Here is a 25,152-nt window from a genome sequence, read left to right as displayed (position 1 = left end):
ATTATTAGTTAATGAAACCTTTATTTACTCCAAATCCGTTGCAGGATAACTGCCGATTCGGTGCGAGTGAGGAGGCACTCGGATCGTACGCGTTCTCGCTCGTGCGGTTGTTTTCGGTAGCCTTATCGAATGCTTTTTTCAACATCACTTCGTTGACGACGTCCCACGAGATGATGTTCTGCATGCTGCTCTTGTTGAACTTGCTAAAATGCGTGAGAACCGCGTTAATATAGTCTTTCATGTTCGTATACGCCCCAGCCGCGGTCAGTCCTGGGTTGGACGGAGTCAGGTCGGAGTCGGAGATCTTAGCGTTGTTCAGCCACGGAATCGTTTGGCTTTCCCAGACGAGCGTATGCCCATGTATTTTTAGGTCATTGTCTATCGCGCTTTGAATTTCCGTGTATGCTTCTAATGGATCCTCTTCACCATCGCCAACCCCAAGCTCCCTAAGAGCCTCAGTATTAGCGATAAACTGCGGCAGAGTTACTGATCAGCATGTTAGCTACACCTCTAGTACCACGTCCACTCAGCATGTGTGACGTTACAAAGAACCAAGCATTTGATTTCATTTTAGTAATTATGTAAAATAATTGCTGAATTTCAGCATACATACCTAAACTGTTCAAATGTTCTCAGTTAGGGATTTGAAATATCCAAGCACAAAATAAAATAAAAAAAAACGGCATCTCTGCCGTTCTGATGATAAGGTATGGTGGAGCTAGGCGGAATCGAACCGCCGACTGATCGCTGCCAGCGACCTATTTCCCCCCTAAACTATAGCCCCATATTTAGTTGTTAACTTTTATGGGTGTTAAACTGGTAATGGTGTTCTCCCAACCGAGCTAATCCCCCGTGTTATTTCTTCGCCTTACTTCGTCTTACTTTTAGGGAAGTGTAACCAACCATCTCGTACTCCCAACTGAGTTAAACCTAATAAAAATAGCTCATGCAATTTCAGCATGAGCTATTTCAAGTCTATTGTTTTGAAAATATTGTTTAGGCATTCAGATTGTATGTTTGCCGTACTTGTTTACTCGTACCAATATTCGGGGATGATCTCCCTTTCCTGTTCCAACAACTCTTTAATAATTAAATCCGCATCATGTATGGAATTCACAAGCGGATCGATCATCATCGCTCTTCTCAATTTCGTGAAGCTCCGTTCCACAACAGCCTCCGCAGTCAGTTCGTGCGTATCCAGCACCAGCTCCTGCATGCCCCGGATTCCCCTCGGCATTTCACCCATATGAAGCGGTTTGATTCCGTCCATGCTTACTTCGCTTAACAACTCAAGGAACGAGTCGTTATTCATGTTGGTCACAGCACCGTTATTGAGCGTATTAATAAAGAACCGCTTGTTCAAATTCCCCACCATGTTTTCGATAATATCCGTAGCGTGATCGGGTCCGAAAGATTTCATATAATCGGCGATAGGATTTTTCCCTGAGATGAAGTCATCCACTTGCCGCCACATTTCCTCATGCCGTTTATACCGGTCTTCCGTTTCCCAAATCGATAAAGGCGGGATGACGTCTTCCTTCTTGCCAAGCCCCTGCCAATACCGGACATATTCTTTGGTATGGGCCGTACATGTTGGAATATACCCGAAAATGTTATAAAGTTCATAAGTGATTGCATCGTTATAAAGTGCCTTTGCTCCTCTATCCCCACCGTTGTTTTCCGTTCCTGCCGACCTCCTTAATGCCTCGGCAATCGGAGCCATAACATTCTTTCCGTCATACTCCGCCTTAAGCAGCCAGGTGAAATGATTGACACCGGCAACGCGGAAATCAAATCTCCGATCGATCTCCTCATTGAATTCACTTTGATCCTGAATGATACCCGCTCGAATCGCGTAGTAAGCTTTCTTGTTCGGCATGTGATGGGAGTCGCAAAGCGCAAAGGATTTAAGTTTCGGCGCATATCGGCTTAACGCGATCCCATGGACGGTAGATGGATTGATGTAATTGATTACCCACGCATCCGGACAAAGTTCCTCAATGTCTTTAGCGCATTCCATAATGACTGGCAGCTCTCTCATTGCCCTGAAGATTCCGCCTGGACCGATGGTATCCCCAGAGCACATCCGAATTCCATATTTTAAAGAAACCTGGCAATCGATGCCACGGTATTTGACGGTATCCTCAGCAAAGCTGAGAACGACGAAATCCGCTCCCTTCAATACCTGTCTCCTATTCGTCGAGCCTTCCACTTTAAGAGATACATTGTTTTCCTTTGCAACCATTTCAGCGAGCCTTACCATCTTGGATAGTTTTTCTTCATCAGTATCTACTAAAGAAAGTGTTCCGTTATTCAAATATTTAGAGTGAACCATTTGCCAGATTGACTGCCGCCCAAAGAAAAGACTCCCAGCCCCAATGATAACTACCTTCGGTTGTGAAACATTCGAATCCATCATGATCAAGTCCTCCTAACTGGTTATAACCTAATTATAGGAGAATGGTTTAAAAGTAGAATATGAGATAGTTTCACTTTCATGTCAAATAGTACGAATATTTGTGATTAACAAATCCAGTGATATACTAAAATAATATGAGCAATGTCTTCTGGTTGAGGAATGTAGAGGGATGCCAATGGATAAGAATATGACGGATATGGGGATTCTCAATGAATTGTCGGAATTGATCTCGCTTCGAATGAAATCCTTCTTTGAGCTTACCCACGACACGAAATGGATTGAACACAAGGCACACACCGACTATGATCTTTGGTTCATTCAATCGGGAATCGTTACCATTACTATCAATGGTTTTGAACATACAGCAAACCCGGGAGATGTGGTCTTTTTTTACCCAGGGGTTCCCTATATGGCAGCAGCTAGTGATAAGGGATGCCGGTTTATTTACATTCATTTCGATTTTGAAATCGGCAAACAACAACGAATTCTAAACGATTTTCAGCTCTCGGGGGTCATACCGCAAGAGCTGATCCGGGAAGAAGCCATTTTGTTCGGCAAAGCCTTTACGCAATCGAATCTATTACGAAGCATACCTGGGAACCGTTTATATTTAAAGGCTTGTCTGACGGCCGTTATTGCCAAAATTATTGAACTCCACGGGCTTGGCCAATATACCGGCACATTTCTGAATGGGAGAACGTCAAGAAAAGTACAGAGCAATTTGGACGTGTTGCAGCCAGTGTTCAAATACGTTAATAACCACCTTCACAAATCTATTAAAATAAAAGAGCTTGCAGCGTTTGTAGGCATATCAGAAAAATATTTTATTACTTATTTCAAGAAAGCCTTGGGCATTACTCCGGGACAATATATTTACCAGATTAAAATGAACAGGGCGAGAGAATATTTGAACGAAAAGAAATATACGATTCAACAAATTGCTAACCTTCTGGGTTATCCTGATCCGTTTACCTTTTCGAAATCTTTTAAAAAATACTATAACGTTGCACCGTCAAAGTTCGAGTAAAAAGCTGTCAGAGGACATGCCCTTAACAGCTTTTTGTCTCCCGTTTCTGCTCAGGCACGTAAATAACTTGTTTCTCATTAACCCGATAGCGATCGCTGAGGTTCGAGCGTAATTTATATGAATATCATCAATAAATTGATAAGATGGGGATCCTTTATCAGCATCTAACCCTGAAAAAACCACTATAGATCATAAAACTGTATATCAAGAATGCGCCAATGGTACCCGCCAAATGGCAAGATGAGCCGGTATTAAAGTCCCTCATTCTCTTTCTCCTCGTCCCCTTACTTTTTATTCGAATCAAGGCGCCGCGGATTGACCGTGCCAAAGATATGATACGGTGTTATCCCATTTGCAAATAGGCTATCTACCAACTTGACCAATTCTTCCGACGATAGATCTTTGCCGTTTCGTATCCAAAGGCGAAACGTAGATATTAATGTTGATATGTAAAACTCAATTATGTATGGTGCTAAGACATCATTTGTTGGAAAGTCCACAATCAATCTCTCAAAGGGAATTTCTCTTTTCAGGCGTTCAATAAAATGAACAGAACCATAGTCTCCCAAGAGGGCTTTAAGAACTGAAATTTCCTCTGCATTTTCCAAGCATTGAAGTGCATCTTGGAAAGTATGTGTAGAAAACTCTCTGCCTGCCATTTCCTCGTTAATGGATTTCAAGACACGCTCTTCAACGCAGTCCAACAACTCATAGATATCCGTAAAGTATTGATAAAATGTACTGCGATTATATCCTGATTGGTTAGCAATCTCTTGAATGGATATTTTTTCAATTGGTTTTTTGCTATATAAATCACAGAATACATTTATAAATGTTTGCCTTGTTTTGTCCGTAATTTCAGGTTGCTTTTTCATTATTTTCCTCCATTTGTCTGTTCAATCGATTATACGACAAATATTAAAAATCTGATGGTTGATGAGCGTATAGTGAGTCTATACAATAACATTATACAACACGTTGTTTGATCAATAACAAGGATTAATATATATTTTTAGGAGGCAATATGAGAATTTTATTCTTCGGTAGAGGTGTAATATCGACCCAATATGCCTGGGCTTTTGAAAAGGCAGGGCATACAGTTGAGTTTTACGTTAGAAAAGGGAGAAAAGAAACCTTCGGAAGCAACATAGAGCTTGAAATGTGGGACGCACGAAGAGGGAAACAGCTAATAAAAGAAAGCTGGAACGTCAAGCTGCATGAGGAGATGAGCCCAAATTATGATCTCATTATTGTGAGTGTCAACACGGAACAACTTCCAAAAGCAGCACAATTACTATCGACAGCTGCTGGAAACACCCCTGTCCTAATATTTAATAACGTGTGGCAAGATTTGAAATCATCGATCTCACCATTGTCTATGAACAATGTTGTCTTTGGCTTCCCAGGAGGCGGCGGCGGCATCGCGGACAATAGGCTTAGGGGTGGCTTTTTGAAAATGCTATTTCTGGAAAAACCACGGATAGGCACTGAACATATTAACAATAAGGTCAAAGAACTATTTGAAAGTGCCCATTTTAAAATTACTTGGATAAAGGATATGCAAAACTGGCTATGGAATCACTTTGCCATGAATGCGGCTATAGAGACCGAGGTGTTAAAACTGGGAAGTTTTCCAGCACTCATGAATCATAGTGACTCATTCGCAAATGTTGGTAAGAATATGAGGGAAATTAGCCCTGTGCTTAAAGCAAGAGGTGCAAAGATTGATAAGATTTCTTTACTGTTAACGAAGATTCCACCAGCACTTCTCGGTACGCTTTTTAACAAGATTATTTTTGCGAAGGGCAGCTTACCACGACTTTTCATCGAATACAACAATAGTAAAGCAGGCTTTGCGGTAGTTGAAGTTGTGAGAGAAGCAAAAAAGTTAGGTATACCTTTACCACGTCTTACTGTGGCATTTGAAAACAATGAATAACACAAAGCTATTGAAAATTCCATATCATAAAAAACTTTGGGTATAACAAATATAGCCCGAACTTTAGAAGCTTCGGGCAAAGTATCTATTTATTAAAGCAGGTAAACATGGCTCCAAAACACTACTCCCTGACCAACAGCACACCTAACTTCAAGTATTCACTTTTTTGTTGGGGAGTGTAACCAACCAGTTCGTCCTCCCATCATTGCTAATTGCACAGCCCTAAATACTATTTCAGATCCTCTTTGATCTTATATCTGATGGCTATAAATGAAAATATAACTATGAAAACAATCGACACGCTAGCTACATGAACAAGATCATTTATATTATCAAAATCTCTTGCGCTTAAGATCGTATTAACTATTAAGAAAGAGGACAAATGAACGCCATCAATGATGGATTCCAAGACAGTTACAATCATTCCAAAAACATTCAACGATAGAACAAATCCAACTACAATACTAGTAATCAAGCTTTTGCTAATGATGGAGATGCATAAGATTACAATTGAAAATGCCCAATGAAGTAAAAATTGGCCGATCAACAATTTCGCAAAATAACCCCCATCTCCAATCATTGCATGATCAAAGAAAATTGATCTTCCGATCATATCCGCAACGATCATGACAATAAATGTAAGCAAAGTGAATAGGCCTGCAATTAATATTTTTGAAATAACAGTGTACATCCGCGCACGCTTCATGGAAATGTAATTTTTATAAAACCCAGAGTTATGTTCACTCATATAGAAGTAAACAACAAATACAGCAATATAAATCAGCGGCCACAATGGGATTTGAGACATCATGACTTGGATGAACTGACTTTCGTTCATCGAGCTGATCAGCATATCCCCACTTTCTCCGGGCTGCTCGTATTTTCCCAACATAAATATACCGAATATTTGAAAAGCAAAAAAAATTAACAGTAATATATAAATCATTTTATTTGATTTAAAACGGTGAAAGTCCATTTTGAGAATATTAATCACGGCTCCCACCCTCACTTTCTATCCGTGCCAAAAAATATTGTTCTAGGCTTTGTTTATGCTTGATAATCGAATGAACAGTTATGCCGCTTTCAACTAAGGTCTTGATGATATGTTGGTTCTCAAGATGAGCATCATATACATACACCATACGCTCATTTATGACTTTGTAATGATTAATATGCAATTTTTGTTCTAAGATGGGAACAGCCGAGCTTGCTTTATCCACTTCTATTTCAATACGATCTTCGCATTGAAGCAGCAGTTGCTCCCTTGAATGGTGTTCGATGATTTCTCCTTGATGTACGATTGCATATTGCGTCGCTACTTTCGATAACTCTTCCAAAATATGACTTGAAATAATGATGGTCATTCCCGTTTTATTCAATTCCAAAATCATATTTCTAATCTCAGAAATTCCTTGCGGGTCCAAACCGTTGATCGGTTCATCCAAAATCAAGACATCTGGGCTTCCAATTAATGCAGCTGCAATTCCAAGCCTTTGCTTCATGCCCATTGAATAATTTTTCACCTTGGTCTTGTTCGAACCTTCCAATCCGACAAGCTTCAGCAGCTTGTTAATATGCTCTTTCCGATTAGTCAATCCATAAGAGATTGCGATTAATTCCAAATTTTCATAGGCAGTATGATGGGGATATAACCCTGGATTTTCAATGAGTACGCCTATTCGTTCAAAATAAGGGTGATTATCCTTCACTGGACGATCAAATAATTTAATTTCTCCTGAAGTCGGGGATATCAATCCAGCAATCATCTTTAGCAAGGTGGATTTTCCCGCTCCATTTTGGCCTATCAAACCGAAGATTTCACCTTTACCTATTTTAAACTCTACCTTACGCACTGCTGTTTTCCCTTTAAATTGTTTGGTTAATTGACTTACTTCAATAATTGCTTCAGCCATATTCGCACCTCCTTGTCAATAAAATAACAAAAAGAAGCTAACATATCGTCAATAAAAGATTAAGAAAGTTCAAAGAAGATTAGGGCCGGTTTAAGGCACTCCCTATGGTGCCAGCCTGAAACCAATGCCCCAAATGGTGTCAATATAAGCCTCATCGTCAACCCTTTTGATTTTATTGCGAATATTGCTAATGTGAACGGTAATGGTTTTGTCCTCACCTATGTATATATCTTCCCATGCAAGCTCATACAGATCCTGCTTTGTAAACACTCGGGTAGGATTCTTAAGCAGCAGCTCAAGGATCTTGTATTCCTGTCTTGTAAGTTTCAAATCTGCTTGATTGACGCTAGCGTTCATCGTTCCGGTATCTAAAAGTAGATTTTTATGACGATAGCGAGTGGCAGAATCCGTTCGGGAGGTTCGTTTGACATGTACATTAACTCGGGCAAGCAATTCCTCCACCTCAAACGGTTTCGTGACATAATCAGCGGCTCCCAACTTAAACAGATTTAATTTATTATCTAATTTGTCCTTGGCTGATAGAACTATAACTGGTGTGTCAGAGCTTAATTCTATTCTTAGCCGATGCATAAAATCTTCCCCCGAGAAGCCAGGAAGCATGAGGTCCAAAATAATAAGCTGATACTCGCGATGAGTGACGTTCATGATTCCCTCACTGCCAGAATACGCTTGCGTGCATTGAAACTTCTCTTTTCGAAGCACATCATAAATAATATTGTTGATATGCACGTCGTCCTCGACAATTAGAATTTTGAGGTGGTGCGTGTCATTGTACACGTCAACTCTCCTTTACGATTTTCTTAAAAGCTAAGCTGATGCAAAACTGCTCATCGTTCAGGTCAGCTTGCACATAACCATTCATTTTCTCCATCAGTGATTTCACGATAAAAAGTCCCAGTCCTGAAGATTGGTTCGTACGCGACGGATCTGCTTTGTAAAAGCGAGTAAATATGTTGTCGAGGCTCAGCAGATGATTTCGCTTCAGTACATTGGAAAAATGAAACAAAACCTCGTCCTGCTTCTCCTCATAACGAATGCTTAGAGCACCTTCACTATGCATAAAGTAATTTTTGATCACATTCTCAAATACTCTTTCCAACGCACTTTCATTTCCTACTATAAATAGCGGTGCTTCCACCATGCAGATGTTTGGTTCATAGCCACTTCGCAAAAAATCGTCGATAAAGGTAAACAGACGTTTATTTAACACTTTTATCACATCAACTGGCTCAAGCTCCAAGATGTAATCTGGGTTTTTCAGTTTCGTATATAGGAACAGCTCGTCAACAAGTGTAATAATCTGTTTCATTCTAGTCTGTGCCAGACTAACATACTCTGTTTTTTCTTTAAGATACTCGGATCGTTCCGCCAATTGCAGATAGCCGTCAAGTGAAGTCAGCGGGGTTCGTATATCGTGGGACAAGCTCATAATGGTCGCGTGGATTTCTTCCTTTTGTTCGATAAAATCTTGCTTCAACTTTCGTTGATCACGAAGCATTGCATTACATAAATCGATTAACCGATGAATTTCTTTTGGCTTAATTTGTGTTTGTATCATTTTGAATGAATGATGGTCTGATATAAAAGATAATTGGTTGCCGATATCCTTAATTTGGTTTTTGTAATACACAAGGTAAACGGATTGAATGATTAAAGCAGCCAGTATGACGATTAAAATAATATAAAACATAGAATCACTTCCTTTCTGACACTTGAACCATCTCGTTCTCCTGTATTTCAACTCTCTAACTCTTGGAAATTTATACTTGAAGACTATATTCAATAATTTATAATTATATCCTTCAATAACGCTCTATTTCGACAACATTCAAATTTATACACTAATTATTGTCTCAAGAAGGTACCATTAAAGCAATAAACCACATAATAATAGTTTATACAGTACATGTATATCCATAGATACAAACAAAGCCCAGGCAGTATACTGCCGGGCTTCAACTTGCAGGAAAATGTGGCTCTTAGCTGCTAAATTCTTACCAACAACACACAGCACTCCACATGACTGGAGTACGTAATATTGCGATGAATCAAGGCACTATTATCGTAAGTTTTTTTTAGATACATAAAGAAAAAGATCACCTATGATAAGGCGATTTCTTCAACTTTCGTTCCACGTTAGCGGAATGACATTTCTTAATCTGAAAGAGCACGTTTTATGTTTGCTTTTGCTTCATCAACCAACCTTTCATCTTTATCATCAATTGCCTGCATCATTATCAAAATGGGAATATATATGGCAATTAATCGAGATAAGATCTTCGTTTCTTCATCTACATCCCCATATTCTTTGAAAAAGTCAGAACGCGCATCCGGAGGTAAAAAGCTATACACAACATTCAAATCACAAGCAGGATGTCCTATATTGATATCTCCCCAGTCGATAATCCCTGAAACTCTTCCATTCTCATCTACCAGTATATTTTTAAAATGAAGGTCACCATGAAGGAATACATACTTTTGATTCACTCTTTCAGTTCTGAGCTGTTCCAAATAATTTGATATTGCATGATACTCTTCTTCACTGAAATGAAGGGCAAGATCGGAAATGAATTTATGTATCTTCTTCTTACGCATCGCAATATCAGTCAGATTTCTATGGTCATATTGAGCTCCATTTTCTTGGGCAATTTGCACAGGGAATGCATGTAAGCTTTTTAAAAATTGCGCGAGCGTTGTTGCTGATAGCGCTCGTTGCTTGTCAGTTAATCCAATTGGAAACTCTCCGGATAAATAGGGGTAGCCTAGGAAGGGTGCAGGATAATTATAATCCCCTTCCCCAAAAAATAGTGGTATCGAATATGCAATGGAAAAATAATCTTTAAGCTTAGGCAGTATCTTTCCTTCCATCCTTAAAGAATTAATTGCAACTTCTCTTCTTGGAAAGCGAAATGCATATTCGGACCCGACAAGAAAAACAGTGTTATCCCAGCCATGCCCTAGTTTTTTTACACTTTTTGTAGCTAACTGCGGAAACTGACTGCTTATTAATTTATAAGCCAATTCTTCTGATACTTCCCATTCTGCATCCCATTGATTCGAACTTTCCATATCCCTTTATCTCCTCCTTCGCAAAAACAGAAAATCTGCTCACCTAACCTTGACCCATTTCCCACACATCATACCATGGATTTAATATTATGTTTGAGAACAATCTAACCGTCTTGTTCCGCTAAACTGCCCGTTCGCTTAATACCAGTACCTAAGCGTACACGATCATATCATTACAATCAATACCTTTGAGCCGCACCGTCACATCTCAATTATTGTTTCAGAATCATCAATATTAAGCACTCCACATGAGTGTGTAAACAGTAAAAAACCAAACGACATTTCTGCCATTTGGTTGCATTTATTGAAATAACATCTGGTCTCACTACTACATACGATAAGATCAAATTTAATATTAGAGCTCAGATCATTATCACCGCTTCGCCTTATAAAACTCATGATAAAGCTTCATGAGTGCTCTCTTCTCTATCCGCGACACATAGCTCCGACTAATCCCAAGCTCCTTCGCAATCCCGCTGCGTCCGCTCATCCCCGCCATGCTCCAGCCCGAAGCGCCCGATGACAACTTCCTTCTCAAGGTCATCAAGTATATCCAAATTCTTATATATCTTCGACTTTTCAATTTTCAACTGCACCTTATCGACGATATCATCCGCTTCAGTACCGAGGATATCGATCAACGTAATTTCATTGCCTTCCTTATCCGTTCCAATTGGATCATGCAAAGAAACGTCTTTCCTAGTCTTCTTTAAAGACCGAAGGTGCATAAGTATTTCATTCTCGATACAACGAGCAGCAAATGTAGCGAGCTTCGTCCCTTTCCCGGTTTGGAAGCTCTCGATCGCCTTAATCAATCCGATCGTCCCGATCGAGATCAAGTCCTCGAGATCCTCCCCAGTATTGTCGAATTTTTTGACGTTGTGGACACAACCTGATGTAAACCAAACGTCAACACATTCCAGCTCGTCCCCTTAAAATATTTTCTTTCCCCCAAGAACACATTATGCGCCGACCTATTCAAAGACTGCAACCGCATCAACCAACGCTGTCAACTGAGTCTATAACGTCTCTGTACTGAGCGTAAATCCTTCGATTACGGCATCTTCGTCGATCTCAATCAGGATGCATCGTTTCCCTTGATAATTCACCTGTCTCACATACTTTAAATCCTGCGGGCTGACCGAAATCGAGGCTACCTTTGTATCGATCTTAATCGATTTTGAAGTGAATTTCGGCATAACGCTGCTTGCCTTCATTTCATAGTTCCTATCGTCGACGATCGTTTGAAACGCGCGTTCCACTTTATCCGTCGTCACGTTATCTATGCCGCTTATTGTCAGCACACGTTCCACATCTTTATAATCCAACTTCGGGGGTTCTTCTTTATCTTCGTTGGTTTCGATTACTTGGTGGATCTCCTCGTACACCTGTGCGAGAGTGGCTACGTCGAGTTGTTCGCCCACCACTTCCTTCACGATGTCTTCGAAAATAGCCCTCTCTTCCATTGCCGTCATGGATCTTTCGGCATTTAAGACCTGTCCGATGAAGTGCGGATCTGGATAATTCGATTTTGCCGTACAATACAGAATGCGGTTCACATCGGAATAGTTATCCGTCACGCTAGGGTAAAAGAACCCGTGCTCCGGCGAACTTAACTTGATAATCGGATCTACAATGACATTGTACTTAAATTCCCTCTCCACATAATCGAACAAGAGAGTCTTCTTTTGCTTCTCCGTGGAATTCACGCTGCATAGAATGAACGGATGCGCGAACAGTTCGTCCTTCCCGCTCTCTTCAGCTTCTTCATTTCTGCCCTTGGTCGGCCGGAAATACTGTCCACGAACGAACGTGACTACTGTATCCTGTTCATACTTGGCATCCACCAACATTTTATCCACCAACAGCAGCATCAGGTCCTTCCATTCTTCAGGATTGCCTGTCGCCAAACCTTGATGAAGTATCACTCGCGTCGGATCCTCTGCTTCCTCCTGAAACTTCAACTCGAACAACTTCTGATCCAATTCTCCGGTCAGCAGTTTTTTGAAATTCCCCATATACAACTCCTGCTTCTCTCTATCCACCAGAGCAAACGCCTGGCTCTCCCAATGATAGACCTCGTTGCTATCCTTCATAATATACACGTTGAGAATGTCGTTAATATTCATCATATCGTGATCCAGCTTAAATTGCTTGCGTATATGCGCGACTTCTTTCTTTATCATGATTCGCTAGACAACTCCTAAGAAGTAAATTGGTTTTATCAGTATAAACGATATAACAACCCTTCGCTAGAAGGGCTGTTAATGTTACTTATCTTCAGTTCCGTTCCAAACCAACACAGCCACACACTCAATATGTGTTGAGTAGACAGTGTGAACAAATGAATATGATGTGCCCTTCACCAAGCCACTAATAGTGGCTTTTTTGTTTTCTTAATTATGCTGGTAAAAATAATGAACATTCTTCTTTTATTAGCGAAGCAATTTCACTGACTTGTAAATCAAAAACGCTTTCCCCATTACTCCGCGACTTTTCAATCACAGAATCAATAATACGATTCTCGGACACATGGGTATAAAAATCAGAGAATGTGATGGAGGAAAAATCATAATTCCCGTACATCTTTTGAAACATATAAGCTATGGCAGTCTGTTCTAAGAGTGTAACAGCTACTTTTTCTTCAGATATCATAGGATACGTAATTAATAAATAATTAAATACTACATCTGATCTAATGAAGGGTATTAATTTGTATGAATACGCTATTAGAATAATATCCATGATTTGCATGAAAAACTGCCCTATTGCCATTAAAAAAATCTCTGCATCCCCCATCCTTTGTCTTAAAACATCAAGAGACAGAGTATCATTTAAATTCTTTTCAATTCGTTCTTGCAGAGAAATAGAGACATCACTCTTATCATTGAGGATTAAATTATCAAGTAAATCTGCTCTGATATCTTGTTCTATCTCCTTAAGGGAATGATATTTATCTAAAAATTCTTCCTCTGTCGCACAGGGGTTAACAAAAAGGCTTGAGATAAACGAATAAGAGCTTTTCTTCAAAAAGGCCATTCGATCTTCTTGATCTTCCGAAAAGATATCATCCAAAGGTAGAACTATGAAATAGTTCGAGTACTCTGACAGGACATTTATGCAATCATTTACAACCTTGACTAAGTACTCCCTTACTCTCTTTTGTTTAATCGCGCTGCTTTCGGTTAAAAAGAAAGTTCTCATTTTCGAGACAGGATCTGTAAAAATACGATATTTCCCACAAGGTGCGAATTCATAGTGCCCATCATTTTTCAGATCAATATACATTGCTCCAGCAAGAAAACTACATTTATCATCCGTACTTATCTTCTTTAGAAAAAAGTCAATTATCTCATGTTTTCTACGCCAAAAAAGTGATACTTCCTCAAAGAAATATGCCAGTTCATTGTTTGTGATTTCTTCATCCATTATGCAATCGACATATTTACTTATCAGGTCTAAATATTCCTTTTGAATCTTAATGATCGGCTTCAATTCAATCATCTAGACCACCATACTTATCTTTAAAGAAGTCTGGAAATTCATAAAATGAAGATAACTGATTAAATAGTTTCTTCAGAACATACTCACAGTCATGTTCCACGCTTCTAAGTTTCTGCTCAAAAGTAATATCGGGAACAGTATGATACTTGTGAGAAGGATTATTACAGAAAATCATTGCACTTTCTCTAATAGCCCCCCACAGTCCATGAGTGAAGTTAGTATCATATTCATAATAAAGATCGTAAAGATCATTTTCACCAATGGCTTCAAATTTCTTTCTTACATTTTGATTATCAAATAGCCTTGTGTCCATATTAGTGAATTCTTCACCTTTATCTTCGTTAAGCAATGCTTCTAGTACAGGAAGGGCAAAGTGGTGTTTTTCGAGGTCTGGTTCAACTTCTCTAGCTTTGAGAATTACATATTTATACTTACCTATTCCGTATTCCTTAAAAGCCTTCCATATATCTGGTTGGTCTTGTTCTTTTAATGACATGTATTTCAAAGTCACATACACTTCTGTAATAGTCCTTAAGGCATTTCTACCTAAGATTCCATCTCCAATTCGACTTTCGAGCACTTCTTTATAAATCTTCAGTGCATAAGTTGCGATACCCAAGCAGACAGAAAATTTTTCATCCGTGAGTAGTGACTCTTTGTTATTAGACATTAAGTAGTCGATCGTATTAACGGCATCCTCTAAAAAAGACACACTTCCACCTACCTGTTCACCATAATCAATAATAAAAGATCTACACTTTGTTAATAACCCAAGACTATGCCAAAATTGTTTTGGAAAATCTCCGTTACCTTCTCTAAACCTTAAAGCCATTTCAGATGATCTAATTAACGGGCGATACAATCTCATTTCTAGATGGTCATGAGATAGTTTAGGATACTCAACTAATGCCTTTGTTATTTCCATCCCTCTAGCAAAATGAATTCGCTCAGCGAAAACGTTAAACCATAAAATTAGAAACCTTATATCTGTAGCTTCATTTGTTTGATGGAATAGATTTTTATCAATTACATTTTGAAGGGTAATGGTTTTATCATCTATTGATGTTTCGAAGTCTGAAAAATACTCATAAAAGAGAGCATGTTTGTCTGTACGGTATATTATTGTTAGAGGGGATAATACATCCCTAGTAGCCCATTTACATATTACTTCATAAAAAATCCGCTGTTTTTTGGGTTCTAGCTCAAAAATTTTCGATAGCATAGGAATGCACAATTCCTTATCTATCTTCGATAATTCCCCTGAAATCCTGCCAACTATATTTAGTCCATCTTCCCTGCCATACTGCTCTAGAATCAATGCTAACCATAAATATTCAGGTAACCACTCAATAGCCCATGGAGATAGAGAAAGTTGATCTCCTAGACTGCTATTAAATGGTGTATATAATACTCCTTTTTTGAATGTATGATCAGAGAGTTTGCTGAATTGCTTATCCATACCTATCACATCACAATCGTTATAATGATTATCTATTATTTAAGTATTCGTCTGCTATCTTTCTGCATATATCCTTTGAATCGTAATCAGTATCTATTAAATATTTAATAAATATATCTTCAACTTCCGTACTGTCTATTGATGCTAAATAACGAAAAGCTTCCTCAATTAGCACCTTCCAATTCGCATCATTGATAATTCTCTTTGACAGTTCGAAAGCTTTGTTGGGATCTTGCAATTGCAGCTTCTTAAATATCATCTCTAACTCAAACTCAGCATCATCATCCCGCCCAGCCATAATTTCAATGATTCGTTCATCTGAAACATCTCCCGCCATATCAGAAAATGCAATTGACAAATAATCAGGGTAAATCCTCTTACCAAAATCATTACCTTTGGGAGTTGCCCTATGTGCCCAAACGTTCTGACAATCATTAAGGATTTCCTCAACCTCTTGAACCTCAAGTTTCGATTTTCTCGAATCAAATAACTTTTTAAGATATTTATGAATTCTCTCGGGTTTACTAAATAAATTAAGATCATATATTTCACCGCCAGCATAAATTTTATCTGGCTTTTTGTCTTGATTGAATCCGAATCCTGTAACTTTTATTATTGTTAAACAATCGATACTTTTATTTTCTATATAAGCTGCGGTTGCTCTATGGTGTCCATCTAATAATGTGCTCATGAACCCCTCATAATAATAAGCAAGTCCTGTCATGGTTTTACCGTACTTTATCTGATCTAAGTAATAATTAACCCTTTCCTCATTCAAACAATTAACACTCTGAGAAGGAAGTATGAACTTTGGAGTGCCCGAGCTAACATGAAATTTATAATATACGTCCGCAGTTGCTTTATAAAGTTTCTTAGATTCGGGTAAATTCCAAAAAAAATTACCATCACCATCAGTTGGAATCATCTCTATACGTGTAAGCAAGTAATATCCATCTTCTAAAATGGAAAGCATAGGTTTAACATTTTCAAAAGTATAAGCTAAATCATTTTTTAGTTCTTGTGAGTATTTAATTGTATCAACAATGCTCGGATCAACTTTCTCTCTACCTAGCCCAATACTTAAAATCTTAGCGCATGTCGGACAGTACAGTTCTTCTCCGTAGCTGTTTATCAATGGTTTATTATCTAGTAACAAAAATCCGTATGTCTCGCCACTTTTATCCGTCCCGTACTTAGTGGACAATTTCCCTGTCCCTTTATTTATCCTAAATAGAAGGGCATCATTCCCCCATCTATTATGTGTACCAGGAATTAAATCCTCGAATTCAATCGGCTCCGAAAAATTAAAAAGCTTCACTCTATCACCCCTACAGATTCACCATACTTATATTGTAAGTTAAAACACCTTGTTGCTGCTACCAAATGTTTCCTTACATTTAAGAAAGCCCTGAAAATCCGTGTTTTGTTGCATCATGGTGCACACTCGTTTTTCTATTTTGTGTGCGCACCATGCACCAATTCTGATCCCATAGAGAGAAAGCAAGACTAAGGAAATTCAGCTTTCTGGGACACTCAACAATAAAAGAAGCCACTTCCATTATTGAATGGCAAGCGGCTCATATTATTTCATTGAGATTTAATGGGGGCAATTCCTTATCTGAATATATAGAAGCTATACCTAGTCTTACCAATTTATTAATACGCCTATCATAGGTAGTTTTAGACGGTTGATTTATACTTTGATCACCGAATAACATTTTGTATTCTATAAACCCCAGAAGCTGCCACGCTTTACTCTCTCCATATTCACTAATTAGTCGAGTCGCAACTTCTCTACGATTGGATACAGTTAAGTGATTATCTATTCCCAATCGATGCAAGTGCTTGAATATCATATCTTTAGCGACAGACTCCTTAATGAGTTCCCCCGCCCATCGGTTCTGCGAATACCTCACTAAGTTCTTATCAGTAATATTTGCTTCGAACCGAAGTATTCCAAGCGACTGCTCAATGACTTCAGGTGACCCTTTATGAGCTTTAATTTCTTGTTGCTTATCATAGAAACTCATACGTTTACTTCTGTTCTGCCATACGACCGTTTCCCCGTCGCCATATACGCAAGTAGAATATCTGGGAATATGGATATGAGAGAACGCCTGTATGTAATCCCTAACCGCCTCGCCTACTTGAAAGTTCCAGCACACGTCCATTCGTTGAATCTTCCAATAATACGACTCGTGCTTAGGGTAAGCGTAGAATTTATTCCTAAGGTAATCATTCAAGCGTTGGAAGAAGCGACTAATATCCATGTCACTGACCATGCGTACATTATGACCAAATAGAAACTTAGGAATAGATACTTCTACGGTCATTTTCTCCGTATTTTGATTGTACTTAAGTCTGACCGTTTCACCCTTCTTCTTGTATTCATATATCTCTCCAATCATGCCATTATCAGTTCTATTCTCATAGACATAGTTATTTGTCCAAGGTGCTCTATCTAATAGCTCATATACTATTTGATAGTCACCTGTCATCTTTACAGTGTCGATCATAGTATCCTATCCTATCTTTTCAATATTGAATAAGTTTTCTTTAGTGTTACAGACTTTATCCCCGCAACATCGATTCAGGGGAATGTCGTAAAGAAATCACTATCCCCGCATTCCATAGCTAGAAATAAAGGAAACTCCTAGCTATAGGGGGGGATAAAGGAACGGAAAATAATTAAAATGAATGACCAAATAAAAACTTGACCAGTCAATCATTCTTTGTGACACTATCCTCCAAGTTGGGAGGTGAAGCGTTGCATTTATCAATGTCTACTTGAATTACTTCAGAGCGAAGTAGAGCCGTTAAAACAGCTTCAAAAGCTTCTTGCAAAGATTGATTGCCGACATACTCTGATTGTGTGTTCATTTGGTTTCATTCTCCTTCAGTAAACCTATACGACAGAGAAGAAGGAGAGTTTAGCTCTAAACTTTGGTGAGGGCACATCGTATAGCGAATTTAGATACCCTACTTAGGAGGTAATCAGCTATGCGCTGTGCAATATACGCTCGTGTTAGCACCGAACTGGATAGTCAAAAAGACAGTGTCAGTCATCAGATTTCATTCTTTAACCGATTTGTTGAGGAAAAAGAGTGGACTATCTATGATATTTATAAAGACGAGGGAGTTAGTGGAACCAATATCAAGGGACGCGCTGAAATTCAACGTCTTATGAGAGATGCGAGGGGAAGGAAGTTCGATTATGTTCTGTTCAAATCCATCTCCCGCTTCGCCCGCGATATCCAAGATGGCATAAACATGAAACGAGAATTGGATTCCCTTGGCATTGGGATGATTTTTATTGAGCAGAACATTGATACAAAAACATCAGATGGAGAATTGATGTTCTCAATTCATCTTTCTGTTGCTCAACAAGAAAGCGAACAGACATCAAAGAAAGTGAAGTTTGGAAAGCGTGAAAAAGCTGCGAAAGGCAGGTATAATGGTTCCCTCCCGCCCTTCGGATATAAAAAAAATGGGGATCGCCTTGAACTTGACCCACTATATGCCCCCTTGGTCAAAGAAATATTTCACCTGTACCTTCATAACGATTGGGGGCTACAGAAGATTGCTAAACACCTTACGAAGCACGGTGTACCTACACCAAGATCAGTCTCAAAAGCTAAGAATGCGGGCTCTTTATGGCAACAAAGCAGTGTGAAGATCATTCTTACTAATCCTGCGTATATCGGGAATATGATTCAGAATCGCAGTGAAGTAACGAGTATCCGAACAAAAAATCGGAAAACAGTATCCCGAGAACAACAAACAATTGTCCTCAATACTCACCCCGCCCTCGTAACACAGGAAGAGTTCGAAGAGGTACAAGTAAAACTGGTGCTAAAAGGCAAACAAAGAAGCAACGGTCAGGAAAGTCTGTTTGCTCATATTGCCGTATGCGCTGACTGTGGAACAGGAATGCATTACAAAAATGATAGGAAGTCCTATCAATGTGGTAAATACGGTAAGTATGGAAGGGAATTTTGCAGCCATCACTTCATAAAAGCTGATAAACTGCTATCTATTGTCCTTATGGTTCTTAAGGAACTAACCGAGGAAGGTATCAATAAGTCAAAACTTATCGATGTCGCAAAAAAAGAAGCAGGGCAACACGTAGTTAGCTTTGATAAAGAAATGAAGGGTATCGAAAAACGGATTCAACAGCTAACTAAGAAGCAGAGTACCCTCTTAGACTTATTGAATGAAGGCGACATAACTAAAGACGAGTGGAGAACGCAAAATGAAGGTATACGGAATGAAGTAACGCTTCTGCACACTCGAAAACAACAGCTTCACTCAAACGTCGAAAAAGAAAAAGACATGGAGAGCCAAATCCATGCCTTCGAAAAGCAAATATCTAAATTAGTACAGCTTAACATTAAGGATGAGAAGATATTAAAGCAAGTCATCCATAAGCTCATCCACAAAATTGAAGTGTTCGATGGTAATAACATTAAGATACACTTCAATTTCTTAAATCCAAGTACCAAGATGGGGGCATAGGATTCAATCCTGCCCCCGCCATTTTAGCAACACTGTACACTCCACATGTGTGGAGTGTGTATACAGACAGAAAAAACCAAACGGCATCTCAGCCATTTGGTTTCATTTATTGATATAACTTCATGTAATCAAACCCTAACTTTATCGCTACATACGATAATGTCAGATGTACTATAAGAGCTCAGGCCATTCTTACCGCTTCGCCTTATAAAACTCATGATAAAGCTTCATAAGCGCCCTTTTCTCTATCCGCGATACATAGCTCCGACTAATCCCAAGTTCCTTCGCAATCTCCCGCTGTGTCCGCTCATCCCCGCCATGCTCCAGCCCGAAGCGCCCGATGACTACTTCCTTCTCGCGGTCATCAAGTATATCCAAATTCTTATATATCTTCGACTTTTCAATTTTCAACTGCACCTTATCGACGATATCATCCGCTTCAGTACCGAGGATATCGATCAGCGTAATTTCATTGCCTTCCTTATCCGTTCCAATTGGATCATGAAGTGATACGTCTTTCCTAGTCTTCTTCAAAGACCGCAAATGCATAAGTATTTCATTTTCGATACAGCGAGCCGCGAACGTCGCCAGCTTCGTGCCTTTACCAGTTTGAAAGCTCTCGATCGCCTTAATCAAGCCGATTGTCCCAATGCTAATTAAGTCCTCGAGATCCTCCCCAGTATTGTCGAATTTTTTCACTATGTGAGCGACAAGTCGAAGGTTATGTTCGATCAAAAGATTTCGTGAACGTTGATTACCTTCCGCCATCAGTTGCAGATGTTTAGTTTCCTCCTCCTCTTGAAGAGGCTGGGGAAAAGCATTATTTTTGACATAAGAGACAAGTAGCGAAAGCTGTTTAATAAATAGTGCTATTGCCGAAAACAATCCTGGCATGCTCAGTCACCCCCACGATGTATTACAGATGAACACTGAAGTCTGTTCTCCATTATATGTGGGTAGCCGCCTAGAAGTGCATGTACGGTGTTTCGACAATTGAAAATAACCCTGCTTCATCTCAAGGTATATAAAATATTACGATCCCGATTATTGCAACAGGTCAATCCAGAATAATCTCTTTATTTGGATTTTCCAGAAACTCAAACAACGTTTGAATCTGTTTTTTGGTGTTTCTCTCCGCAGACAGCTCTGGCAATTGATCTATCTCAAAAAAATCAACCGCGCTTGTTTCTACTCCGCCAGCGGCCTCTCCACCAACGATTTTACAAAGTATAAAAAACTTATATACATGGTAAGGCTCAGGCGGATGATCATGGAATTTTTTATCCAATACAGCGAGCAAACGAACGGGCGCAACATCAAACCCTGATTCTTCTTTGACCTCTTTCACTGCAATCTCCGAAGGCGAATAACCGATATCCGCCCAGCCTCCCGGCAATGCCCATGCGCCATCTAGCTTCTCGCGAACAAGCAATATTTTATTTCCATTAAAAATCACACCACGAATATCAACTTTTGGCGTCGCATAACCAGAATCACTTGCGAAAGTTAGAGCAATTTTCTCCTCACTGACCAAAGTATAGTTCATCATAATTTCTATACTCATCTGCCGCAACTGTTCATAACGTTCTATATCATAAACATCCTTCGTGTACGTAAGTCCCGTTTGAGCAATCGCCTGCATCTGTTTCGCCCACTCCAACCACTTCAATTCCATCTGTCTATCCCTCTTCCTTCATGATGTCAAGAAATTCAGATACGCTTCTGAAAATAGCATCAGGCGGTATATCAAACACGCTGCTTTGGAACGTTGACAGCCATTGCACGCCATAGGTCCGTAAACCAGCAGATTTACCTGCCACAATATCTGCATTGCTGTCGCCAATAAATACGGTTTTGGATTTATTAACGCCAAGGATTTCTAACGCCTTATATATACCTTCGGGTTCAGGTTTGGGCTTTACAACATCATCACCAGTAATCACCACATCAAAGTAACTTATTAAATTCAGCGCTTCAGATGAAATCTGGAACGCTCGCCTACTTTTTCCTGTGATGACTCCGATTTTGATCCCCTTTCCCTTCAAATGTTCTAGCAAATCAATAATAGCCTGATCCTTTTCGATGGTATCAAAATGCCCCTGCTTGTAAATCGCATAATAGTCCATAATCGCTTGTAAAATGAATTCTTCATTCCTGAAATTATTTGCAATGATCTCCTCTTCTGTTGGACCAAACATCGCTATGAGCTCTTCATTCGTAACATCTCGATTGTCATATGTTTTGAACACGGTGTTAAAAGCTTTAAACGATAATGGCAAAGTATCTGCTAAAGTCCCATCAAAATCAAATAATACGGCATCGATTGGCATAACACACTTCCTTCTATTTTATCTTGCTAAAATACCCATTCGAGGAGCCTACATAAAGCTGCTCATCAATAACCGATAAATAACCACTCAGCAGTTGATTTGGCGTAAAATCGTAATACCCAACTCGAACGTCTGAGAGTCTATTCACTGCTTCTCCAGTCGATTCGTCTAACACATACATATTACCGAGACCCGGAAAGACGCCGATCAGCTTGCCGCCATAATGAACAACTGAAGCCCCATCCGTTTGCTTGCCAGGAACACCCGATGTTGTCCAGCGCTGCTCTTCCTTTTTCAAATCAAAAGACATCGCTTTACCATTCAGGCGATAATATAACAAGCTTCCTTCTATTTTCCCGAATTCAGCTCTTCCTTCTAGTGTAAATAACGGCCTGCCTGACTTAACTTCGATTAAGGAGCTTTTCACGTTTTCACTATACAAGTTATTATCAGATGACTGCTGTAGAAAGATATAATTTTCATCAATAATATCGTAACGGCTATAACCGGCAAGAGGCAGGCGAAGCCCATCCTTGCCTGTCTTGGCATCTACTAACACTAATTCATCCACCGTCCTCGTCCAAAAAGCTTTCGAACGCTCCGCATAACGAACACTATCCGTCACTTCTTGATCTGAGGCCGCTTTACGCTCCGGCTTCTTCCAGAGCACCTTTCCAGTCAACGGATCGTATGCTTGCAGCTCATTCAAAATGACAGGGCTCATGTCCTCACCAACCTGTACAAGCAGTACGTCTTGATTGCCGACATCACGAACCAATTCTGATTCTTGAGCTAGCTCAATATTCCAAAGCTGCTTGCCTGTTCCCATACTCCACCCGATGAGATCATAAGTAAACTTTTCTTCCGTTGTGCTGATTCGCTTTGATTGTACGGCTGAAATCACGTTTTTGGATACAGCAAATGAGGTTACATCCTTACCATTGTCCAGCTTCTTTTGCCACATTTTTTGTCCGGTAGCTGTCTTTAATGCCAGAAGCGTATGAACTGGACGGTCTTCTTGCATAGAGCTCTTAAGAAACGCTATTCGTTCTTTATCCTGCGATAAACCGTAGTCATGTCTTCCAAAGCCAAAATCAAACTGCCATTTCTTGCGACCCGTAGCTGAGTCAAGCGCATATATATTCGAATTATTGTGCATACCGCTGAAACCGCCATCCTCGCCTGCGATGATCAGAACATTACCAACCTTCTCAAGTAGAAAATTGAATCCGAGATCGGACTTGAAGCGCCAATCCCACTGCATATGCAGCGAAGGTGCAAGAGGCCCCTGAGCACTAACACCATATTGTGGCGCAATTAGTTCGGGGGAGTCTCGGTATATCGAATACCGAAGTGTCCCCGCTTCTGACCAAGCAACGATAAGCTCATTTTGCTCTCCCTCATAACGCCATAATGGAAGGGTGCGAGCTTTTTCTTCTAATGGTGCTACATTTTCGGAAGACTCTTCGAACGAAGGTTCACCAAAGATCGCCTTCACGCGAGCTTTCTCAAGACCAGGCACAAGTACACTCCGCACAGCAGCAGCTACCGCTTGTTTGCTATTTTCAATCTCAAACAAAGGCGCAGCACCACCAGCTGACGTTACTTGATCCTTACGAATCCATAGAAGGCCATAGGATTTATCACCTTCGGCACTATCCGGTACGGCAGCTCCATACCAATCCTCATATTGCTTGTAAGCATAGAGGGTATCTCCCTCTTTCATAGTTGTGGCATCACCTTGTGAATTCGGATACCACTTCGCTTTAGCATTTTCTTTTGCTTTTAACGATAGAGGTGCTATATCTTTCACTTGAGCGGCTTCTTTTGTTAAATACCACACGGGTACAAACCCACCGTATCCCGATTCGTCCTGAATTTCGGCAAAATCATCCGACAATGTAACGACTTTATATTTTGCCCGTGCATCTACAGAGATGAACTTAACAGCACGTGTTCCTCCCCACCACTCATAGGCATTCGTGTTCATATATAATGTAACTGGCTTATCCAGCTCTATCGCATGCTCTCTAGCTACAAGATTATTTTCTGATGAGGATGACGACAGCCCCTTAATAGAAGGCAGGAAGCTCCTGCGTTTCCCTGAAGCATCCGTATCGTAGAACACAACGTATAGCAGCTGCCCTTCCTTGGACCATTGAATGACAAGTTTTGATTGGCCCTCTTCATATATGTATTGATCAATGACACTCATTTTACCGTTCATCATGATGTAACTCTCTTCAGATGATGCTGGTATTCCAAAAAGCGTATGAACCTGATCTTGGGTCAGATCATCTTTTATTCCACTCTTAATCGTATCGATCGTAATCGGTATAGGAGTTGCGGCTTCTTCTTTTTCGACGAGCTGCACAGCATTCGCGGGTGTTTCCTTAGCGGATACTTGATTTGATGGCATGTCGTTAATGGCATTGCCCTCACATCCAACAAGCAAGGCGAGCAGCACAACGATTGCTGTCGTTTGATATTTTTTGATAATCATAAATACAAGGCCTCCATTGCACACTAAAAATCTAATGCGCCCGTAGTTTGGCTTTATTTGGTAAGTATGACGACTAGAGTGCTGAAAAAGTTGCGTTTAGGATGACAGTTACATGTTGTCTATAATTTGATTCAGAGAGTTCAGACCATTTAAGAATTGGTACGACTTTTTTGAGAGTCTATTTGAAGTATCAGCTCTCTGATTCACTGAGAAACGTCGATTAGTGAAAACTTTAGATGCTTGTTGTTGCATTACCTCCTTCTTGACCTAGCAGGATGGCGATTGAGTTGCTTTATGCACGCATTAATAAGACTAATTTCTAGATCTATTTGAGCGGTTTTGGTCAGTATGAGTGAAATAGAGCTAATTTCTAGATCTATTTCCGTGTGGTTGACGCTTTTGAGGCAATTCGGCGGGATGAGCCTCGCGATTAAGTCGATGTTAACAAACCGT

Annotated in this window: 21 protein-coding genes, 1 tRNA gene and 1 pseudogene; 3 read left to right on the top strand and 20 right to left on the bottom strand. The window is 39.8% G+C overall.

Annotated features, from left to right (window positions below):
- Window positions 1–4: 4 nt before the first annotated feature.
- The 3 genes from AC1DM9_RS21925 to AC1DM9_RS21915 form a co-directional block, all read right to left on the bottom strand.
- Window positions 5–394: an endo-1,4-beta-xylanase gene (locus tag AC1DM9_RS21925; protein WP_477582323.1), complete on the bottom strand. Its 390-nt coding sequence runs from the start codon at window positions 392–394 to the stop codon at window positions 5–7.
- 316 nt (window positions 395–710) lie between these two features.
- Window positions 711–784 (bottom strand) — tRNA-Ala (locus tag AC1DM9_RS21920).
- A gap of 246 nt (window positions 785–1,030) precedes the next feature.
- Window positions 1,031–2,419, bottom strand: coding sequence for a family 4 glycosyl hydrolase (locus tag AC1DM9_RS21915; protein WP_477509246.1), 1,389 nt, complete (start codon window positions 2,417–2,419; stop codon window positions 1,031–1,033).
- 175 nt (window positions 2,420–2,594) lie between these two features.
- Between AC1DM9_RS21915 and AC1DM9_RS21910 the strand changes: the two genes are divergently transcribed.
- Window positions 2,595–3,446: a helix-turn-helix transcriptional regulator gene (locus AC1DM9_RS21910; protein WP_477509247.1), complete on the top strand. Its 852-nt coding sequence runs from the start codon at window positions 2,595–2,597 to the stop codon at window positions 3,444–3,446.
- A 284-nt stretch (window positions 3,447–3,730) separates the two neighbouring features.
- Here the strand turns inward: AC1DM9_RS21910 and AC1DM9_RS21905 are convergent, their stop codons facing one another.
- Window positions 3,731–4,321, bottom strand: coding sequence for a TetR/AcrR family transcriptional regulator (locus AC1DM9_RS21905; protein ID WP_477509248.1), 591 nt, complete (start codon window positions 4,319–4,321; stop codon window positions 3,731–3,733).
- Between the two features lie 149 nt (window positions 4,322–4,470).
- Here AC1DM9_RS21905 and AC1DM9_RS21900 point away from each other — a divergent pair, with 149 nt between their 5' ends.
- The gene (locus AC1DM9_RS21900; RefSeq protein WP_477582189.1) at window positions 4,471–5,385 is read left to right on the top strand and encodes a ketopantoate reductase family protein; all 915 of its coding nucleotides are present in this window, start codon (window positions 4,471–4,473) and stop codon (window positions 5,383–5,385) included.
- A 229-nt stretch (window positions 5,386–5,614) separates the two neighbouring features.
- Here the strand turns inward: AC1DM9_RS21900 and AC1DM9_RS21895 are convergent, their stop codons facing one another.
- From AC1DM9_RS21895 to AC1DM9_RS21840, 12 genes and pseudogenes are all read right to left on the bottom strand, one after another.
- A complete protein-coding gene (locus AC1DM9_RS21895) occupies window positions 5,615–6,361 on the bottom strand; it encodes an ABC transporter permease (protein ID WP_477509334.1) in 747 nt (248 codons plus the stop codon).
- Between the two features lie 10 nt (window positions 6,362–6,371).
- Window positions 6,372–7,298 carry an ABC transporter ATP-binding protein gene (locus tag AC1DM9_RS21890; protein ID WP_477509250.1) on the bottom strand — a complete coding sequence of 309 codons (927 nt, stop codon included), beginning with the start codon at window positions 7,296–7,298 and terminating at the stop codon, window positions 6,372–6,374.
- A 102-nt stretch (window positions 7,299–7,400) separates the two neighbouring features.
- Window positions 7,401–8,096 carry a response regulator transcription factor gene (locus tag AC1DM9_RS21885; RefSeq protein ID WP_477509251.1) on the bottom strand — a complete coding sequence of 232 codons (696 nt, stop codon included), beginning with the start codon at window positions 8,094–8,096 and terminating at the stop codon, window positions 7,401–7,403.
- A 1-nt stretch (window position 8,097) separates the two neighbouring features.
- Window positions 8,098–9,009, bottom strand: a complete 912-nt coding sequence (locus AC1DM9_RS21880; RefSeq protein ID WP_477509252.1) for a sensor histidine kinase — start codon at window positions 9,007–9,009, stop codon at window positions 8,098–8,100.
- Between the two features lie 464 nt (window positions 9,010–9,473).
- A complete protein-coding gene (locus tag AC1DM9_RS21875) occupies window positions 9,474–10,388 on the bottom strand; it encodes a phosphotransferase (protein ID WP_477509253.1) in 915 nt (304 codons plus the stop codon).
- A gap of 373 nt (window positions 10,389–10,761) precedes the next feature.
- A pseudogene (gene sigK / locus AC1DM9_RS21870) lies at window positions 10,762–11,272 on the bottom strand (RNA polymerase sporulation sigma factor SigK); the annotation flags it as partial.
- Between the two features lie 135 nt (window positions 11,273–11,407).
- Entirely contained in the window at window positions 11,408–12,574 is a 1,167-nt protein-coding gene (locus AC1DM9_RS21865) for a DUF4317 family protein (protein ID WP_475775611.1), read from the bottom strand.
- Window positions 12,575–12,788: 214 nt separating this feature from the next.
- On the bottom strand, window positions 12,789–13,892 hold the full coding sequence (locus AC1DM9_RS21860) for a hypothetical protein (protein ID WP_477509254.1): 1,104 nt from the start codon (window positions 13,890–13,892) through the stop codon (window positions 12,789–12,791).
- Window positions 13,885–15,351, bottom strand: a complete 1,467-nt coding sequence (locus tag AC1DM9_RS21855) for a DUF5677 domain-containing protein (protein ID WP_477528211.1) — start codon at window positions 15,349–15,351, stop codon at window positions 13,885–13,887. The genes AC1DM9_RS21860 and AC1DM9_RS21855 overlap by 8 nt, the downstream gene beginning before the upstream one ends.
- 28 nt (window positions 15,352–15,379) lie before the next feature.
- On the bottom strand, window positions 15,380–16,669 hold the full coding sequence (locus AC1DM9_RS21850; protein WP_477509256.1) for a hypothetical protein: 1,290 nt from the start codon (window positions 16,667–16,669) through the stop codon (window positions 15,380–15,382).
- A 259-nt stretch (window positions 16,670–16,928) separates the two neighbouring features.
- Window positions 16,929–17,867 carry a phage/plasmid replication domain-containing protein gene (locus AC1DM9_RS21845; protein WP_477509257.1) on the bottom strand — a complete coding sequence of 313 codons (939 nt, stop codon included), beginning with the start codon at window positions 17,865–17,867 and terminating at the stop codon, window positions 16,929–16,931.
- Between the two features lie 205 nt (window positions 17,868–18,072).
- A complete protein-coding gene (locus AC1DM9_RS21840) occupies window positions 18,073–18,231 on the bottom strand; it encodes a hypothetical protein (protein ID WP_477509258.1) in 159 nt (52 codons plus the stop codon).
- Between the two features lie 120 nt (window positions 18,232–18,351).
- Between AC1DM9_RS21840 and AC1DM9_RS21835 the strand changes: the two genes are divergently transcribed.
- Window positions 18,352–19,866: a recombinase family protein gene (locus AC1DM9_RS21835; protein ID WP_477582183.1), complete on the top strand. Its 1,515-nt coding sequence runs from the start codon at window positions 18,352–18,354 to the stop codon at window positions 19,864–19,866.
- A gap of 192 nt (window positions 19,867–20,058) precedes the next feature.
- On the opposite strand, the gene sigK (AC1DM9_RS21830) is transcribed toward AC1DM9_RS21835, so the two are convergent.
- The 4 genes from sigK (AC1DM9_RS21830) to AC1DM9_RS21815 form a co-directional block, all read right to left on the bottom strand.
- On the bottom strand, window positions 20,059–20,760 hold the full coding sequence (gene sigK / locus AC1DM9_RS21830; protein WP_053374990.1) for an RNA polymerase sporulation sigma factor SigK: 702 nt from the start codon (window positions 20,758–20,760) through the stop codon (window positions 20,059–20,061).
- 163 nt (window positions 20,761–20,923) lie between these two features.
- A complete protein-coding gene (locus AC1DM9_RS21825; RefSeq protein ID WP_477509260.1) occupies window positions 20,924–21,541 on the bottom strand; it encodes an NUDIX hydrolase in 618 nt (205 codons plus the stop codon).
- A gap of 4 nt (window positions 21,542–21,545) precedes the next feature.
- Window positions 21,546–22,196, bottom strand: coding sequence for an HAD family hydrolase (locus AC1DM9_RS21820; protein WP_477527858.1), 651 nt, complete (start codon window positions 22,194–22,196; stop codon window positions 21,546–21,548).
- 13 nt (window positions 22,197–22,209) lie between these two features.
- Complete coding sequence (locus AC1DM9_RS21815) at window positions 22,210–24,699, bottom strand: outer membrane protein assembly factor BamB family protein (RefSeq protein WP_477582179.1); 2,490 nt, start codon at window positions 24,697–24,699, stop codon at window positions 22,210–22,212.
- Window positions 24,700–25,152: the final 453 nt, after the last annotated feature.

It is taken from the genome of Paenibacillus sp. 01T431, assembly GCF_056398625.1.
Note: the sequence above shows the minus strand (reverse complement) of the source record. Positions and strands in the feature narration are given on the sequence as shown.

Excerpts from the sequence above, each read along its gene's own strand:
- AC1DM9_RS21880 (WP_477509252.1), bottom strand. The coding sequence starts at position 9,009 with ATGTTTTATATTATTTTAATCGTCATACTGGCTGCTTTAATCATTCAA.
- AC1DM9_RS21820 (WP_477527858.1), bottom strand. The coding sequence starts at position 22,196 with ATGCCAATCGATGCCGTATTATTTGATTTTGATGGGACTTTAGCAGAT.
- AC1DM9_RS21865 (WP_475775611.1), bottom strand. The coding sequence starts at position 12,574 with ATGATAAAGAAAGAAGTCGCGCATATACGCAAGCAATTTAAGCTGGAT.
- AC1DM9_RS21860 (WP_477509254.1), bottom strand. The coding sequence starts at position 13,892 with ATGATTGAATTGAAGCCGATCATTAAGATTCAAAAGGAATATTTAGAC.
- AC1DM9_RS21890 (WP_477509250.1), bottom strand. The coding sequence starts at position 7,298 with ATGGCTGAAGCAATTATTGAAGTAAGTCAATTAACCAAACAATTTAAA.
- AC1DM9_RS21905 (WP_477509248.1), bottom strand. The coding sequence starts at position 4,321 with ATGAAAAAGCAACCTGAAATTACGGACAAAACAAGGCAAACATTTATA.
- AC1DM9_RS21895 (WP_477509334.1), bottom strand. The coding sequence starts at position 6,361 with ATGGACTTTCACCGTTTTAAATCAAATAAAATGATTTATATATTACTG.
- AC1DM9_RS21845 (WP_477509257.1), bottom strand. The coding sequence starts at position 17,867 with ATGATCGACACTGTAAAGATGACAGGTGACTATCAAATAGTATATGAG.
- AC1DM9_RS21840 (WP_477509258.1), bottom strand. The coding sequence starts at position 18,231 with ATGAACACACAATCAGAGTATGTCGGCAATCAATCTTTGCAAGAAGCT.
- AC1DM9_RS21910 (WP_477509247.1), top strand. The coding sequence starts at position 2,595 with ATGGATAAGAATATGACGGATATGGGGATTCTCAATGAATTGTCGGAA.
- AC1DM9_RS21900 (WP_477582189.1), top strand. The coding sequence starts at position 4,471 with ATGAGAATTTTATTCTTCGGTAGAGGTGTAATATCGACCCAATATGCC.
- sigK (WP_053374990.1), bottom strand. The coding sequence starts at position 20,760 with ATGCCAGGATTGTTTTCGGCAATAGCACTATTTATTAAACAGCTTTCG.
- AC1DM9_RS21915 (WP_477509246.1), bottom strand. The coding sequence starts at position 2,419 with ATGATGGATTCGAATGTTTCACAACCGAAGGTAGTTATCATTGGGGCT.
- AC1DM9_RS21855 (WP_477528211.1), bottom strand. The coding sequence starts at position 15,351 with ATGGATAAGCAATTCAGCAAACTCTCTGATCATACATTCAAAAAAGGA.
- AC1DM9_RS21875 (WP_477509253.1), bottom strand. The coding sequence starts at position 10,388 with ATGGAAAGTTCGAATCAATGGGATGCAGAATGGGAAGTATCAGAAGAA.
- AC1DM9_RS21835 (WP_477582183.1), top strand. The coding sequence starts at position 18,352 with ATGCGCTGTGCAATATACGCTCGTGTTAGCACCGAACTGGATAGTCAA.
- AC1DM9_RS21815 (WP_477582179.1), bottom strand. The coding sequence starts at position 24,699 with ATGATTATCAAAAAATATCAAACGACAGCAATCGTTGTGCTGCTCGCC.
- AC1DM9_RS21825 (WP_477509260.1), bottom strand. The coding sequence starts at position 21,541 with ATGGAATTGAAGTGGTTGGAGTGGGCGAAACAGATGCAGGCGATTGCT.